This window comes from Kitasatospora sp. NPDC056076 (assembly GCF_042266305.1).
Lineage (GTDB): Bacteria > Actinomycetota > Actinomycetes > Streptomycetales > Streptomycetaceae > Kitasatospora.
On the sequence record NZ_JBHJWG010000055.1, the window covers coordinates 22517 to 36656 of the forward strand.

Annotated in this window: 12 protein-coding genes; 3 read left to right on the forward strand and 9 right to left on the reverse strand. The window is 72.8% G+C overall.

What is annotated here, in order from left to right:
* The first annotated feature begins 54 nt into the window (after positions 1–54).
* A complete protein-coding gene (locus ACFC1T_RS32980) occupies positions 55–2409 on the forward strand; it encodes a discoidin domain-containing protein (RefSeq protein WP_375894870.1) in 2355 nt (784 codons plus the stop codon).
* Between the two features lie 104 nt (positions 2410–2513).
* On the opposite strand, the gene ACFC1T_RS32985 is transcribed toward ACFC1T_RS32980, so the two are convergent.
* From ACFC1T_RS32985 to ACFC1T_RS32995, 3 genes are all read right to left on the reverse strand, one after another.
* Positions 2514–4433: an NAD-dependent epimerase/dehydratase family protein gene (locus ACFC1T_RS32985; protein ID WP_375894872.1), complete on the reverse strand. Its 1920-nt coding sequence runs from the start codon at positions 4431–4433 to the stop codon at positions 2514–2516.
* Positions 4434–4868: 435 nt separating this feature from the next.
* Complete coding sequence (locus tag ACFC1T_RS32990) at positions 4869–5483, reverse strand: response regulator (protein ID WP_375894875.1); 615 nt, start codon at positions 5481–5483, stop codon at positions 4869–4871.
* Between the two features lie 52 nt (positions 5484–5535).
* Positions 5536–7149, reverse strand: a complete 1614-nt coding sequence (locus tag ACFC1T_RS32995; protein ID WP_375894877.1) for a sensor histidine kinase — start codon at positions 7147–7149, stop codon at positions 5536–5538.
* Positions 7150–7604: 455 nt separating this feature from the next.
* Between ACFC1T_RS32995 and ACFC1T_RS33000 the strand changes: the two genes are divergently transcribed.
* Positions 7605–8267 carry a response regulator gene (locus ACFC1T_RS33000; RefSeq protein ID WP_375894879.1) on the forward strand — a complete coding sequence of 221 codons (663 nt, stop codon included), beginning with the start codon at positions 7605–7607 and terminating at the stop codon, positions 8265–8267.
* Between the two features lie 425 nt (positions 8268–8692).
* On the forward strand, positions 8693–9073 hold the full coding sequence (locus ACFC1T_RS33005) for a hypothetical protein (protein WP_375894881.1): 381 nt from the start codon (positions 8693–8695) through the stop codon (positions 9071–9073).
* 188 nt (positions 9074–9261) lie between these two features.
* Here the strand turns inward: ACFC1T_RS33005 and ACFC1T_RS33010 are convergent, their stop codons facing one another.
* From ACFC1T_RS33010 to ACFC1T_RS33035, 6 genes are all read right to left on the reverse strand, one after another.
* Entirely contained in the window at positions 9262–9663 is a 402-nt protein-coding gene (locus ACFC1T_RS33010) for a DMT family transporter (protein WP_375894884.1), read from the reverse strand.
* Between the two features lie 46 nt (positions 9664–9709).
* Positions 9710–10030: an SMR family transporter gene (locus tag ACFC1T_RS33015; RefSeq protein WP_360235350.1), complete on the reverse strand. Its 321-nt coding sequence runs from the start codon at positions 10028–10030 to the stop codon at positions 9710–9712.
* Between the two features lie 147 nt (positions 10031–10177).
* Positions 10178–10840, reverse strand: a complete 663-nt coding sequence (locus ACFC1T_RS33020; protein WP_375894887.1) for a DsbA family protein — start codon at positions 10838–10840, stop codon at positions 10178–10180.
* The gene (locus tag ACFC1T_RS33025; protein ID WP_375894890.1) at positions 10837–11325 is read right to left on the reverse strand and encodes a nucleoside deaminase; all 489 of its coding nucleotides are present in this window, start codon (positions 11323–11325) and stop codon (positions 10837–10839) included. The genes ACFC1T_RS33020 and ACFC1T_RS33025 overlap by 4 nt, the downstream gene beginning before the upstream one ends.
* Before the next feature lie 295 nt (positions 11326–11620).
* Positions 11621–12844 (reverse strand): IS701 family transposase, encoded by a 1224-nt coding sequence (locus ACFC1T_RS33030; protein WP_375894892.1) that lies wholly within the window; start codon positions 12842–12844, stop codon positions 11621–11623.
* A gap of 299 nt (positions 12845–13143) precedes the next feature.
* Entirely contained in the window at positions 13144–13812 is a 669-nt protein-coding gene (locus ACFC1T_RS33035) for a TetR family transcriptional regulator (protein ID WP_375894894.1), read from the reverse strand.
* Positions 13813–14140 lie beyond the last annotated feature (328 nt).

Sequence of the window (14140 nt, forward strand, 5' to 3'; positions counted from 1 at the left end):
GAGGCTCACACCCGCGCGCCGTGCACGCCCCCCACCCCACCCGAGGTCACCCCCATGCGGCTCAAAGCCCTTCTCCTCGCCGGAAGACCGGTCTGCCTGCCACTGGTCTCCACGCTCGCCCTGCTGCTCCCCACGGCGTCCACTGCCGCCGCTGATCCCGTCCCGGTGAACGCGGCTCCCGCCGTCGTCCCCGCCGTTCAGCAATGGACAGGCGGCAAGGGGCGGGTGGTGCTGGCCGACCACCCCCGGGTCGCCACCCCCGTCGACTCCCCCGAACTTCGCCGCCTGGTAGAGCAATTCACCGGCGAGACAGCAGACGTGACGAACCATCAGATCAGTCCCGTGGTGGATGCCGGCGGTAACGGTGACATCGTCATCCAGGTCGACCCGGACGCGGACTTCGGGGCGGTCCTGCCCCGACTCAGGGCCGAGGCCTACCGGATCGACACCGACCGCGGACTGGTCACCGTCACCGGGGCGGCGCAGCAGGGCGCCGTCGAGGGCACCCGGACCCTGCTCCAGCTGCTCGCCGGCTCCGCGGACCACCGCAGCCTCCCGGTCGGATCCGTCGTGGACTACCCGAACTACGCCCTGCGCGGGCTGATGCTCGACGTCGGACGGCGCTACTTCACCCCCGAGTTCATCCGCTCGTACATCAGGTGGATGGGCTACCAGAAGCTCAACACGCTCCAACTCCACCTGAACGACAACGAGATATCCCCGGCGAACTGGTCGACCGCGCAGGCGGCGTTCCGCCTCAGGAGCGACAACCCCGCCTTCGCCGGACTGGCCGCCGCCGACGGCTCCTACACCAAGGCGGACTGGGACTCCTTCGAGGACACCGCGGCCGCGGTCGGCGTCACCATCATCCCGGAGATCGACGCACCGGCCCACGCCCGGGCGTTCACCAGGTTCAAACCGGGGATCGGCCTGCACAAGGGCGACTCCGACGAGTTGGACCTCTCGAAGCCCGCCGCCACCGACTTCATGAAGTCCGTCTACGCCGAGTTCACCCCGTGGTTCCGGGGCCCGACCGTCGGCATCGGCGCCGACGAGTACAAGGGCCCGGCCGCCGACTTCAAGGGGTACGTCAACACCATCGCCCCCTACGTCCGGAGCCTGGGCAAGCAGGTCACCATGTGGGGCAGTCAGAAGGGGATCTCCGGCGGCGGCGCCGGCTACGACAAGGACATCACCGTCGACAGCTGGAACAACGGCTGGTACGGCCCCCAGCAGGCCATCGCCGACGGCTACCCCAAGGTCATCAACTCCAACGACAACTGGCTGTACGTCGTGCCGTTCGCGAACTACTACCACGGCCAGGGCCTCGACGGGAAGGCGATCTTCGACAGCTGGCAGCCCAACGTCTTCTCCGGCGACCAGAGCCTCGCCCCGCAGGACCCCCACCTGCTCGGTGCGATGCCGGGAGTCTGGAACGACCTGGTGCACGAGGACTACACGGAACTCCAGGTGCACGGCCTGATCGAGAAGAGCCTGCCCGCCCTCGCCCAGAAGATGTGGTCCGGCACCAGGGCCGGTACCGACTACCAGGCGTTCCTGGACACCGTCCGCGCCGTCGGCCAGGGCCCCGGCACCGGCTACCTGCCCGACACCCTCGGGTCCGACGACGTCACCGCCGACCTCGCCCTCGGCCGCACCACCACAGCGTCCTCCACCGAGGGGGCCAAGTGGCAGGCGTCCAACGCCACCGACGGGCTCGCCGACACCCGCTGGTCGAGCAAGCGCACCGACGGGGAGTGGCTCCAGGTCGACCTCGGCTCGGTACGCCGGGTCTCCTCCGCCACCCTCACCTGGGAGAGCGCCTACGCCCGGGACTACGACCTCCAGGTCTCCACCGACGGCACCACCTGGACCACCGTCTCCCAGCAACGCGGCCGCACCACCGCCGGTACCGACAAGCTGACCTTCACCCCCACCGACGCCCGCTACGTACGGATGCAGGGCATCCACCGCGGCACCGCCTACGGCTACTCCCTCTACAGCCTCGACGTCCGGGGCGCGGCCGACCTCGCGGCCGGCCGGCCTGCCACCGCCTCGTCCAGCGAGACGGCCGCCTTCACCCCCGACCGGGCCTTCGACAACAACGGCACCACCCGCTGGTCCAGCGACCGCACCGACGACCAGTGGCTCCAGGTCGACCTCGGCACGGTGAACACCGTCAGCGCCGCCACCCTGGTGTGGGAGGCCGCCTACGCCCGGGACTACGACCTCCAGGTCTCCACCGACGGCACCACGTGGACCACCGTCTCCCAGCAACGCGGCCGTACCACCGCCGGCACCGACACCCTCACCTTCACCCCCACCGACACCCGCTACGTCAGGATGCAGGGCATCCACCGCGGCACCGCCTACGGCTACTCCCTCTACAGCCTCCGCCTCGGCAACTGACCGCCCCGCACCCGGACGGGTCGTCCGCCGCCGCACCGGCCGGCGGACCACCCGTCCGGGCCTCCGGGCCGCCGGACGACCCCGTACCCGGCGGCGTGTGCCGATCAGTCGACGTGGAGTTCCATCCATTCGGCGAGGGCCGCGAGCCCCTGGTCGAAGCCCGTGCGCGGGGCCCAGCCGAGCGCCGTACCGCCGCGGCGCGGTCCGCCGTTGCGGGATGCCGCGGTGGTGGCGGCCATGACCGGGCGGCCGCTGTCGAGCCGCGCCGCGGCGAGGGCGATGTCCTCGGTGGTGAGGCGCTCGTCGCCGGTGATGTTCATGATCCGGTGGACGGGCGGCGCCTGGAGGGTGCGGTCGACCGCGTCGACCACGTCGTCGATGTAGACCGGCCGCCAGGTCTCCGTCGTCTCGTCCCCCGTACGGTCGGCCCGTGGCGGCAGGGTGCGCCGCAGGGCCTGCTCCACGACGGAGCCGTCGAGCACCTCCGGGCCGAAGACCAGTCCCAGCCGGAGCCAGTGGACCGTGGGGGCGGGTGTCCGCACCCCGTCCGGGGCCATGGCGGCCGGCCACAGCGGGCGGTCCGCGGCGGGTCCCCAGCGCAGGGCCAGGTCCACGCTCGTCGGATCGCCGACGCAGACCACCTGCGGCACCCCGGCCTTCGCCGCGCCCGCCACGACGTTCTCCACCCGGGCCCAGAGCCGGCCGATGTCCGCGGCGCAGGAGTCGGCGGTCTCGGGGGAGAGCAGGTGGACGACCGCGCTCGCGCCCGGGAGCACCGGGTCGAGGGCCTCCCGCCGCACGGGGTCTGCGGCCAACTCGCGCACGCCCGGGTAGTCGTGGACCAGCAGCCGGGGCGCGACCGCGGTGACCTCCCAACCGGCGTCGGCGAGGCGTCTGGCGAGCGCCGTGCCGATCGGCTCGTCGGCACCGGTGAGGACCAGTCGTCGGGCCCGCCGTCGGCGCCGCGGGCCCCCGCCCCCGGGGTCCGGGGGCAGCCGGGCCCCGCGGGCGAGACCGGCCCGGTAGGCCTCGCGGGCGACCTCCAGGAGGCTGGGCCGCAGCTCCGCGAGCGTCAGCCAGTCGACGGCGGCGGACAGGCCTCCGACTCCCACCGTGGCCAGGCCCCGGTCGGTGGCGGCGCCGTCGGTGCTCCGCTGCGACGACTCGTCCGGGGGGAGACGGGCGCTGGTGACCACGCCCATCAGGAACGCGGCCAGCCAGTGCCTGGTGGACAGTTCCGGGCCGATGCGCTCGACCAGTTCGGTGGAGGCGTCGGAGTTGAGGCCGAACAGCAGTCGCAGCCGCCGGTCGTAGCGGGCCGGGTCGAGGCCGAGCCGGGCCAGGTAGTGGTGCGCCGGGGAGGTCGCCCAGCCACTCCTGATCCGGGTCGCGACGTGGACCCCGCCCCGGACGAAGAAGGGGACGGCGTCCAGTGCGGCGAGCCCGGGTGCCCGGCTCCAGCCGGTGTCGACCTCCGCGTCCTGCGGCCGGGACGACGGCGCGGGGTCGTCGACCGGGTGGAACGGCAGGGGGAACCGGACGTGCTCCGCCGTGGCCAGGTAGGTGGGCACCCCGAAGGTCCTCAGGTAGCGGGCCAGGACGGGACCGTGCCCGGTCCGGTGGGTGCGGCGGGTGGCGTAGCGGACGAAGCCTTCGGCCCGGCCGGTCGGCAGGACCAGCGCCGTGGTCGGTACGGCACCCACGACACCGGGCGCCCAGCGGTGCCCCGTCAGGGCGGCCATCCGCACCGCGGCCGCGGCGGGCGTGTCGGGGTGGGCGTGCAGGACGAGCGCGGCCTCCGGCGCGGCCCGCACGGCTGCGCTGACCCGCGCGTGGAAGTCCTTCCCGAGGACGGCTCCCTCCTCGATCAGCACGTGGTGGGTGGATCCCGGCGGAGGGGTGGACCAGGCGCGGATCGCGGCATTCGATCCGTTGATCCCCCGCGCCGTCACCACGGCGTACGGTTCGGGCGAAGCCCGTTCGGCCAGGTCCCGGGCGGAGGCCGCCCGTTCCGGCCTGGCCATGACAACGCCGCTCAACCGAATGTGCACGGTCAGGGAACTCCTGTTCTCAAGAGGTGGCGCCGGGAGTCCGGCTGTGGTGGAAGTGGCCCCGTCCCGCCCCGGCGCACGACCGACCGTCAGCCGCGCGCGCCCACCTCACCGCGGGGGTGTGCACCCCGCCGCGACCGACCGGCCCCGGGGAGCGTCGGCTGTTCCGGGGAACACGGTGCACGAGATTCGAACAGAGGTCTACACCAATTCAAAAAGTCCGGCCCTCGTTGCACCATGTGCACCGGCCCGCGACCCGGACGGCGGCCTTGATCCGGACCAACCCGATCCTAGGTTCGGCGGGGACGGGATTTCGCGGGCCGACCGGCCGGAACGACCGTGCCGTTCGGCAGAGGCCGGAGCGGCCGGACGGCCGGGGACGGGCCCGGGAGTAGTCCCGACGGCGGTTCAGGCGCCGCGCAGCAGACCCGCGTCGCGGGCGACGACGGCGGCCTGCACCCGGTTGGCGCACTCCAGCTTGGCCAGCAGGCTGCTCACGTGGGTCTTCACCGTGCCCGCCCCCAGGTGCAGCCGCGCCCCGATGTCGGCGTTGGAGGCGCCGGTCCCGAGCAGCGCGAGGACGTCGCGTTCCCGGGCGGTGAGGCCGGAGAGCCGGTCGACCCCCTGGCGCGCGGGAGCCGGTTCGTCGCCGGACGCGCTCGCCGCGAGGTACCGGTCGATGAGGTGCCGGGTGACCCGCGGGGACACCACCGGCTCACCGCGCACCACCGTCCGGACCGCCTGGATGAGCTCCTCCGGGGGGCTGTCCTTGAGCAGGAAGCCCGCCGCGCCCGCCCGGAGCGCCCGGGCGATGTTCTCCTCCTCGCCGAAGGTCGTCAGCATGACGACCTTCACCGCGGGGGCCAGCTCGGCGATCCGTTCGGCCGCCGTCAGGCCGTCCGCGCCCGGCATCCTGATGTCGAGCAGCGCCACGTCGACCGGGATCCGGGTGGCCAGCCGGACCGCCTCGTCGCCGTCGCGGGCCTGCGCCACCACGTCCATGTCGTCCGCGCACCCGAGCACGAGCCTGATGCCGGCCCGGACCAGGTCCTGGTCGTCGGCGAGCGCACGCGTATCACGATCCGGGGCCTCTCGGAACGGGGATGTCGGTGGGGATCACGGTGTCCTCGACCAGCCGGTCACCGAGGAAGCAGTACCGGTGCACCGCCAGCCGGGTCGCCCCTTCGTCACCGTAGTCCGGAAAGTACTCGCACCCGGCACCGGCCGGTGGCTCGGGCTCCTGCCCCCGGACGGCCGCCCGCGCGAACGGATCCCCGAGGCCGTGGTCACGGACGAAGGCCTCGCGGGACGGTTCGGCGGACGGCGGCAGCGGCGCCGCGCCTCCGCGGTACGGGACGAAGACGAGGGTGAAGAACTGCAAGGTGATGACGCCGATCAGTCCGATCACCGGGATCGCGAGGCCGGAGGCGCGCGCCGGCCACCGCCCCGGGCCGCCCGCCCCGGTCGGCCGCCCGGCCGCGCGCGCAGGCGGTTCGAGCGCGTCACCGCCGGCCGGGTCCAGCGGGATGGACACCTCGACCGCGAAGCCCTCGTCCTCGGTCGGCCCGGTCCTCAACGTCCCGCCGAGCAGCCGCACGCGTTCGTGCAGCCCGATGAGCCCGAGCCCACCGCCCGGCAACGGCTGCGGCGGCCTCCCCACCGGCGGTGGACCGTTGCGGACCTCGATCCTCACGAGCTTCGGGCACCTGCGGACCGCCACCTCGACCTCGGCGGCGGCCGCGTGCTTGTGGACGTTGGTCAGTGCCTCCCGCACGACCCGGTGCACCGCGTGCCGCACCGGCGATCCCGCGCCGTCCAGATCGGCGCCCCGCCAGTCCAGGGCCACCGCCACACCCGCGGCCCGGGATTCGTCGACCAGTACGGCGATGTCCGCCCGGGTGCCGCTCGCCCCGGTCAGGGGTTCGGCCTCGGCGGGCGCGGCGGCGCGGAGCACCCCGAGGATCTCGCGCAGCTCCTTCATCGACTGCCGCACCGTGCTGTTCACCAGGACAGCACTCTCCCGCAGCACCGGGCTGGTGCCCTTGCTCGCCAGGGCCAACCCCCCGGAGTGCAGGGCGGCCAGACTCAGGCCGTGACCGAGCAGGTCGTGCATCTCGCCGGCGATCCGGGCCCGCTCGTGCGACCTGGCCCGTTCCTCCGCCGATCGCTGGGCCTGTTCGAGGTAGGCGTTGCGCTGGCGCAGGGCCGTCTCCAGGCGTCGACGCTGGCCGTCGAGTGCCCCGGCCATGCCGGGCAGCACACCGCACACCACGGCCGAGACCAGGGCGACCATGATCCGCTGCTCGGGGAACGGAACCGGGCCGAGGACGACGCTGCCCACGGTGACGGCGACGGGGACTCCCAACAGCACGGCCCCCAGCGCGAGCCGGTGACGCAACCGGGTGCAGCGCCGACCGGCCGCGTACGCGGACACGGGCAGGAAGCAGCCGACCAGCGGATCGACCGCCAGCAGCGCCACCCCGGCCGCCACTGCCGTCCTCGGGAAGCGGTGGCGGACCGCCAGGGCCGCGACGGCGCACGCGACGACCACCGGGATCGCCGTCGAGTCGCCGAGGAGCCAGAGCCCCGGCGGCCACTCGGCCATCCGCACGAACAGGAAGTAGACCGTCGACGAAGCCACCGCGACGAGCGCGGAATCGGCCGCGAACCGGCGTGCCCGGGTACTCATACCGGTGTGCTGTCCCTACTTCCCGTGATGTCCCCGTCGGATCCGACGGATCCGTCGGCCGCTCTGCTCTCGACCGGGATGCCCCGGCGGGGGAGGACCCGGAGTCCGGAGTGCCGAGCGTGATCGTGCCTCGCCCCGGACCGTCCACGGAGCCGTGAACCCGTCTGGCCGGACCCACCGCAACAGCTTGGCCGCTACCCGCCGACGACAGGTACACCCGCAGACGGATCCCGTCGGATGTCCTCTGCCGGGCGGCCTATGCCGTTCGGCGGGGGCCGTCGGGTCGGTCGGCTGCGGCAGTCGGTCTGCGGGCAGTCAACCCGAGCCGCCCGGGTGATCACAAGGGGCCCATGGGCCGATGCCCGGGTTCGGACCGTCGTGCGACGGTGTGGCGATACCGGAACGGCCCGACCGAGCGGTCCGGCAGGACGATCCAGCGGCGGGAGGCCGAGGCAGTGATTCGTGTGGTGGTGGTCGACGACGAGGCCCTGATCCGGTCGGGGTTCGAGCTGGTCCTGAACACCGCCGAGGACATCCGCGTCGTGGCGGCCGTCGGCGGCGGGCAGGCGACGGCCGCGGTCATGGAGCACTCCCCCGACCTCGTCCTGCTCGACGTACGGATGCCCGGCATCGACGGGCTCACCGTTCTGCGACGTCTGACGGCTCTGCCGGTGCCACCGGTGGTGGCGATGCTCACCGCCTTCGACTCGGGCACCCATCTCGCCGCCGCACTGCGGTCCGGCGCCTCCGGGTTCCTCCTCAAGGACATCGACCCCGTCAGGCTCGCCGCGCAGGTACGGAGCCTGGTGGCCGGCGAGGTCGTGCTCTCGGCCGCGGCGACCGCCGCGGTGGTCGCCGGCTACCTCGACCACCAGGACTGCCTGCACCGCCGGACCGACGCGTCGGCCGGGCTCAGCGACCGGGAGCGCGACGTGCTGGTGCTGCTCGCCGAGGGCCTGTCCAACGCCGAGATCGGCCGGCGTCTCCACCTGAGCGCGGGCACCGTCAAGGACCACGTCAGCACCCTGCTGAGCAGGCTCGGCCTGGTCAACCGGCTTCAAGCCGCCCTCTGGGCCCACCGAGCGGGACTCCTCACCCACGACCCCTGCTCAGACTGAAACGGCAGGTCGGCCCCGTACCCGGCGGATGGCGAGGACCCTCCGTCCAGCCACTCGGCGGGACCTCCCCGGGCCTTCCGGGAGAGCCCGTCCGGCCGACCTTCCAGAACCACGGCGTACTGTCCGGTAACCCTCAGATCCGGATCAGATCGCCTTGATCGAAAGCCGATCGCATTCGTACGTTGTGGTCGCCCCGGAGGCCGACGACGGATCTCCGGCCCGGCCTCCACGCCCGTTCCGGCATCCGGGCCTCCGGCATCGATCATCTCTCCGACACGGAAGTTCGGCGTCCGCAGGGTCGTCAATGCGATCAAGGGCATCCGCAAGGGGCAAGGTGCCACGTTGGGCGGAGACTTGAAGGACGCTGCCCTGATCCTGCTCGGGCTGGACGGCATCCAGCAGGCCTGTTCCCGAGGAGGGACTCCATGCACCTGGCACAGATCGTTCTCGTGGCGGAGACCGCCCTCGTCCTCGTCGGGGCGGGATGGATGCTCCTCGCGGTGCGCCACCGTACCCGCATGGCGGGCGCGACCCGGGCCCGGCACGAACTGCTCGCGCCCACAAGGGAACTGCTGTCGGCAGCGGCCCTGGACCTCGGGGCAGGATGGGCGGTGACCCGGCATGAGGTTCCCGACCTGCTCTCGCTGGCGATGCTCGGCGTGCTGCTGCCCGCCACGGCCGGAATGGCCGTGGCGCTGATGGTCGGGCAGCGGGGCGTGCCGACCCGCAGCACCCGCGGATGGCTGGTGCTGACGGTGCCGCTCCTGGGCGGCGCCACGGCCGGGATGTACCCCTCGCTGTTCTGACACCGGCCCCCCGGCACGAGGAACGCGAGAAGGGCCTCCTGGCCGTCCGATCGGATTCCGACATCCGACCGGCCACCAGGAGGCCCTGAACCACACCCCGGCCGCTCCGCACCCCACCCGGTCGGGACCGGGCCGGGGTGCGCCTCACGAGCGGCGCGGCGGCTTCCCGCACCGGGGCGGCGCGCCCGTCACGCGTCCGCGGTCTGGACCTCACGCGGCGCGGCGGCGGTCTCGGCGGACTTCTGCGGCCGGTCGGCGAGCTTGAGCCAGACCACGCCGGCGATGATCACGGCCAGCCACACGGCCTTGGCCGGGGTGAGGCTCTCGTCGAAGACGACGGGCCCCAGCAGGGCCGCGCCGACGGACCCGATGCCGGCCCAGACGGCGTAGCCGATGCTGACGTCGATGGTGCGCAGCGCGGCACTCAGGGCCCAGAGGGTCAGGAGGAAGAAGACGACGGCGACCAGTGACCAGGTCAGCCGGGTGAAGCCGTGGCTTCCACCGACGGCGAGCGCGTAGCCGACTTCGAAGCCGCCGGCGAGCAGGAGCATGATCCACGGGTTGACCGAGTTGCGGCCGGTGTCGGACATGTGCACGGGTCCTTTCGGGAGGTGGAGCCGGGTGGGGGCGGGAGGATCAGGCAGCGCCGCTGAGCTGGAGGCCGACGACGCCGGCGATGATGACGGCGATGCCGACGGCCTTGCGCCAGTTCAGGCGCTGGCCGAAGAGCAGGGCGCCGAGGAGGGTGATGCCGACGCCGGCGACGGAGGTCCAGATCGCGTAGCCGACACCGACGTCGAAGGTCAGCAGTGCCTTGCTGAGGAAGAAGGTGCCGAGGGCGCCGGTGATCAGGGTCACGGCGGTCCACGTACGGTTCTTGAAGCCTTCGGCCTTGCCGGCCGCGATGGCGACGGCGATCTCGAAGATGTCCGCGATCGCGAGGTAGAACCACTGCATGGCTGGTCCTTTCGTTCTTGGGAGGTCGGCGTTGACGGGGAGAGGTGGAGCGGGGAGAAGACAGGGGGAAGCGGGGGAACGCGGGAAGGCAGAGGGAACGCAGGGGGAACGCGGGGGGAAGGCGGGGAGCCGGGCGTCAGAGCCGGTTCAGCAGCCGTCGATCCCGCAGGCGGGAGCGGCGTCCCCGAGGGCGTCCTGCTCGGCCTGGGCGTCGAGCACGGCCTTGCGGATCTGGGCGACGGAGGGCACGCCCTCGATGCGGTGGCGTCCGTCGATGATGATCGTGGGCGCGACGGAGACCCGGTTGGCCTCCGCGTCCCGCAGCGCCGCCCGGTGCGCCTCGGTGTACCGGCCGGAGGTCAGCGCCTCGGCGAAGTCGGCGCCGTCCAGGCCGAGTTCGGCGGCGATGTCGGCGAGGACGGCCACCTCGCCGATGTCCCGGTTCTCCTGGAAGAAGGCCCGCAGCACCCGGGGGGTGTACTCCGCGGCCCGGCCGTGCTCGGCCGCGTACCGGTAGCCCTCGAAGGCCAGCCGGGTGTAGGGCTGCGGCGAGACCGTCGGGAGGGTGATGTCCACGCCAAGGCGGTGGGCCATCGGGTAGACGGCGCGGTCCCAGATCGCCGGCAGGTAGTCGTCCTCCGGGCGCAGCGTCGGGGTGGGGTGGGGCCGCAGCTCGAACGGCATCCACTCGATGTCGACGTCGAGGTCGCGGGTGGCCTCGTGCAGCGGGCCCTCGGCCAGCATGCAGAAGGGACAGACGTAGTCCGACCAGACCTTGATGCGGATCCTGCCGGTTGCCGTTCCGCTCACGGCCGCCCCCGCTCCATGGTGAGGAAGTCCTCGAACGGCGCCGTGCCTTCCGGGATCTGGATCGAGGTGACCTTGATCGGCCAGGTCTCCGGGTCCTCGGCGAAGATCGAGTACGAGCTGGTGTAGTCGAAGCCGTACCGCGCGGCCGTCTTGCGGTCGACCACGTTGACGATGTGGCTGACGCTGAAGTACAGCGACGCCATGTAGCACAGGGCGCAGGGCTCGCCGGAGGCGATCAGGGTGGATCCGGCGGTGGCGTGCAGTCCGTACTTGGCGGCGGCCGCCCGCAGTGCGGTGACCTCGGCGTGCGCGGTGGGGTCGTTGTCCTCGCGCACCCGGTTGACACCGGTGCCGAGGATCCGGCCGCTGTTGATCACCACACCGGAGAACGGGATGCCGCCCTTGGCGACGTGCTCGCGGCTGATCCGTACCGCCTCGCGGGCGTACTCGGTCAGCTCGCTCTCGGAGAGTTCGGAATAACGCAACGCTGCTCCCCCGCTCAGACCGCGGTCGCGGTGTCGACGGTGGGTGCCGTGGGATCAGGCATGGAGTCCCCAGGTAGTTGCTTGTATGTACATGTTGTTTTTGCCCGTGAGAACCTCAGGCGGACAGGTAGAGCTTGCATGAACATACATCTTGCTGTCAATCGCCGGCGGTGAAGAACTTCGCCTGACCCACGCTCATCAGCTCATGCCGGCACGACAATTGGGGCATCGTCGACCCCGCGCCGAGCGCGTCGGGCGTGCCGGGAGGGGTCGGCGGCGCGCCCGAAGCGACGGCTCAGACTGCTACGGGGTACCCCAGGGAGGCTTCCCGGACCCACCGGGAGCAGGGCACGAGCGGCGGCCTCGCCAGACCGTCGCTTCCGGCGCCCGGGCCGGGGCGGAAGGCCCGCATGCCGAGGTCGGCCGCCAGGCGGCTGTAGGTGAAGGCGGCCGAGACCAGGGCCATGTGGTGGTGCCACCCCGGGAACGAGCGGCCCTCGAAGTCCCTCAGCCCGAACCGCCGTTCGAGCAGCTCGACGGTCTCCCCGGTCGCGGCGTGCCGTTCCGCGTACTCCAGCAGCTCGTCGACCGGCCGGTGCACCATGCTGGTGAGCCAGAGCTGCCCCGCACCCGTCGCGTCCTCGTCGGGCTGGGTGAAGAGCCGGAACGGCTGCGGTCTCTGGTCGGCCGCGACGGCGCCGGGAACCTGCACCAGGCCGTCGCGCACGGACGCCCAGCCCGCTCTGCAGACCCCGGAGCGCACCTCTGGGCACCGCTCGCTCACCGTCCGGGCCGCCGCGGCCACCGGCCGGCGGGAGCCGGAGGCCTGGTGCTCCAGCGGGGCCAACGGGAAGCTGTCCGGGATCGCGACCGCGAAGTCCAGCCCGCGCCGGGTCAGGCCCTCGACGAGCCGGCGCGAGTCCAGGTAGCCGTCCAGGTCGACCACCACCGGGACCGGGTCGTACTGCGAGGTCTGCGCCATCTGGTCGATCAGGTTGAGGAGTTGGCCCTCGCACGAGGCGGTGGCGGTGTGCGGGATCCGGGCCTGCTCGCGGAGCGGCCCCTGGGCGGCCCACGTCTCCGGCAGGAACAGGCACCAGCCCACGGGGAACTCCCCCGCCTCCGTCGACATGAAGACCGCCATGCCGATCTGGCAGTTGACGGTCCGTCCGGTGTGCGGGATGAAGCGGCGGTGCACCCCGCAGGACTTCTCACCGCGCTTGGGCAGCACCACGGGGGCGATCGTCCAGGCCTTGGGCCGGGCCCGGTCCTCGACCCACTGCCGGAGCTGGTCGCAGACCGGATCCCACTCCCAGGGGCTCTCGTTGACGAACTGGTGCAGGGCCTGCGAAGCGGTCGGGGAGTCGCTCGACACGGCCGCCAGCCGGCGGATGGACTTCTTCCCGGGCGTGCTGAGGAGGCCGTTGACGTAGGTGTGGGCCCACTTGCGCTGGTCAGCTCGGCGCAAGTGGCCGAACAGCTGGTCCGTGAACTGGGTGACGGAGTCCCATCCCCTCATAGCTACCCCTCCCGTGTTGCGGCTGCGGCTTTCACACAGATCCACCCACACTAAAGAATGAGCACTATTTTTTTCTCGGGTAAAGGACTTCCGGTCGCCACTTCGCCAACTCGATACAAAGCCCTGGCGCGAATCGCCCGCGCCCGGCCCGGGGAAGGGGCGGACGGGGTCGGCGGTCGACGCGGGAAATGGAATCGCCCCCGCGGATCCGGGCACGGCACGCCCTGCGGGACATCGGCCCCGCAGGTCAGGGGCGTGCCGCCGGATGTGCCTGCGGTCGCCGTACGTCTACCGCCCGGTCACCCCTCGTTGCGGGCCGCGTCGCCCCGGGACGGGGCGCGCAACCGCGGCGGGGCGGGCGTCCGGTCGTGCTCGCAGGGGTCGGGGCCGTCCTCCGGCCGGGCGCCGAAGCCCGCCCCGGCCCGCCGCCACAGTCGGCCGAGCTCGTGCTCGACGACGCTGACCGGGCGGCCGGAGCGCAGCTGCGCCTCGGCGCCGGCCAGCAGGTAGGCGACCAGCAGTTCGATGTCGGCGAGCTCCGCGTCGGTGGTGCCGCCCGCCCGGGCCAGTTCCAGCGCGTGCAGCAGGGCGGGCCGCCAGGCCTGTTCCCAGGCGCCCTGCGAACCGGGGCACTCGTGCGCGAGCCGCATCGCCGCGTGGGCCCGGACGTCCTGCTGGAGGAAGGCCGCCAGCAGCTGGGTGAGCCGGCTGACCGCGGCCAGCCCGGGCGTCGTGAGCTGCTGGACCTCGTCCAGCGCCGAGGAGGTCGCGGCCGCCCCCGCCCTGAGCACCTCCTGCGCGAGGTCCTCCTTGGTCAGGAAGTGGAAGGTCAGCGCGCCCGAGGTGACCCCGGCGGACTGGCTGATCCGCGCCAGGGTGGCGCCGGCGTAGCCGTGCCGGGCGAACTGTCCGGCGGCGGCGTCGATCAGGGCGGAGCGGGTCTGTTCCGCGCGGGCCTGCCTCAGCACTGCGGCGCGCGCCGGTACCGCGCGACGGGTGCGGCCGCGGACCGTTGGACGCCCCAGGGACTTCGTGTGAGCTGCATGGCCCCTCCGGCTCGTTCGTGCACCAGCCCCCGTGACGACGCGGCAAGCATACCCCGGTCCCGGCGGCGTCCTGACGTATCGTCGAACTCGCGTTCACCTGGCTCGACCTGCGGCGATCCCCTCCGCGCCACCGGGAACCGGGGCGTGGTGGAAGCGTGGCCGGAGCGTGGCCGAGACGTGGCGGAAGCGTGGCCGGGCGGGGACGCGACGGTCCTCGGGGGAGGTTGCGTGAGGCCGAGTACGGCACCGC

What these genes read in the sequence shown, in the direction of transcription:
- ACFC1T_RS32980 (WP_375894870.1), top strand. Translation starts at nt 55, where the DNA reads ATGCGGCTCAAAGCCCTTCTCCTCGCCGGAAGACCGGTCTGCCTGCCA.
- ACFC1T_RS32985 (WP_375894872.1), bottom strand. Translation starts at nt 4,433, where the DNA reads ATGGCCAGGCCGGAACGGGCGGCCTCCGCCCGGGACCTGGCCGAACGG.
- ACFC1T_RS32995 (WP_375894877.1), bottom strand. Translation starts at nt 7,149, where the DNA reads ATGAGTACCCGGGCACGCCGGTTCGCGGCCGATTCCGCGCTCGTCGCG.
- ACFC1T_RS33005 (WP_375894881.1), top strand. Translation starts at nt 8,693, where the DNA reads ATGCACCTGGCACAGATCGTTCTCGTGGCGGAGACCGCCCTCGTCCTC.
- ACFC1T_RS33010 (WP_375894884.1), bottom strand. Translation starts at nt 9,663, where the DNA reads ATGTCCGACACCGGCCGCAACTCGGTCAACCCGTGGATCATGCTCCTG.
- ACFC1T_RS33015 (WP_360235350.1), bottom strand. Translation starts at nt 10,030, where the DNA reads ATGCAGTGGTTCTACCTCGCGATCGCGGACATCTTCGAGATCGCCGTC.
- ACFC1T_RS33030 (WP_375894892.1), bottom strand. Translation starts at nt 12,844, where the DNA reads ATGAGGGGATGGGACTCCGTCACCCAGTTCACGGACCAGCTGTTCGGC.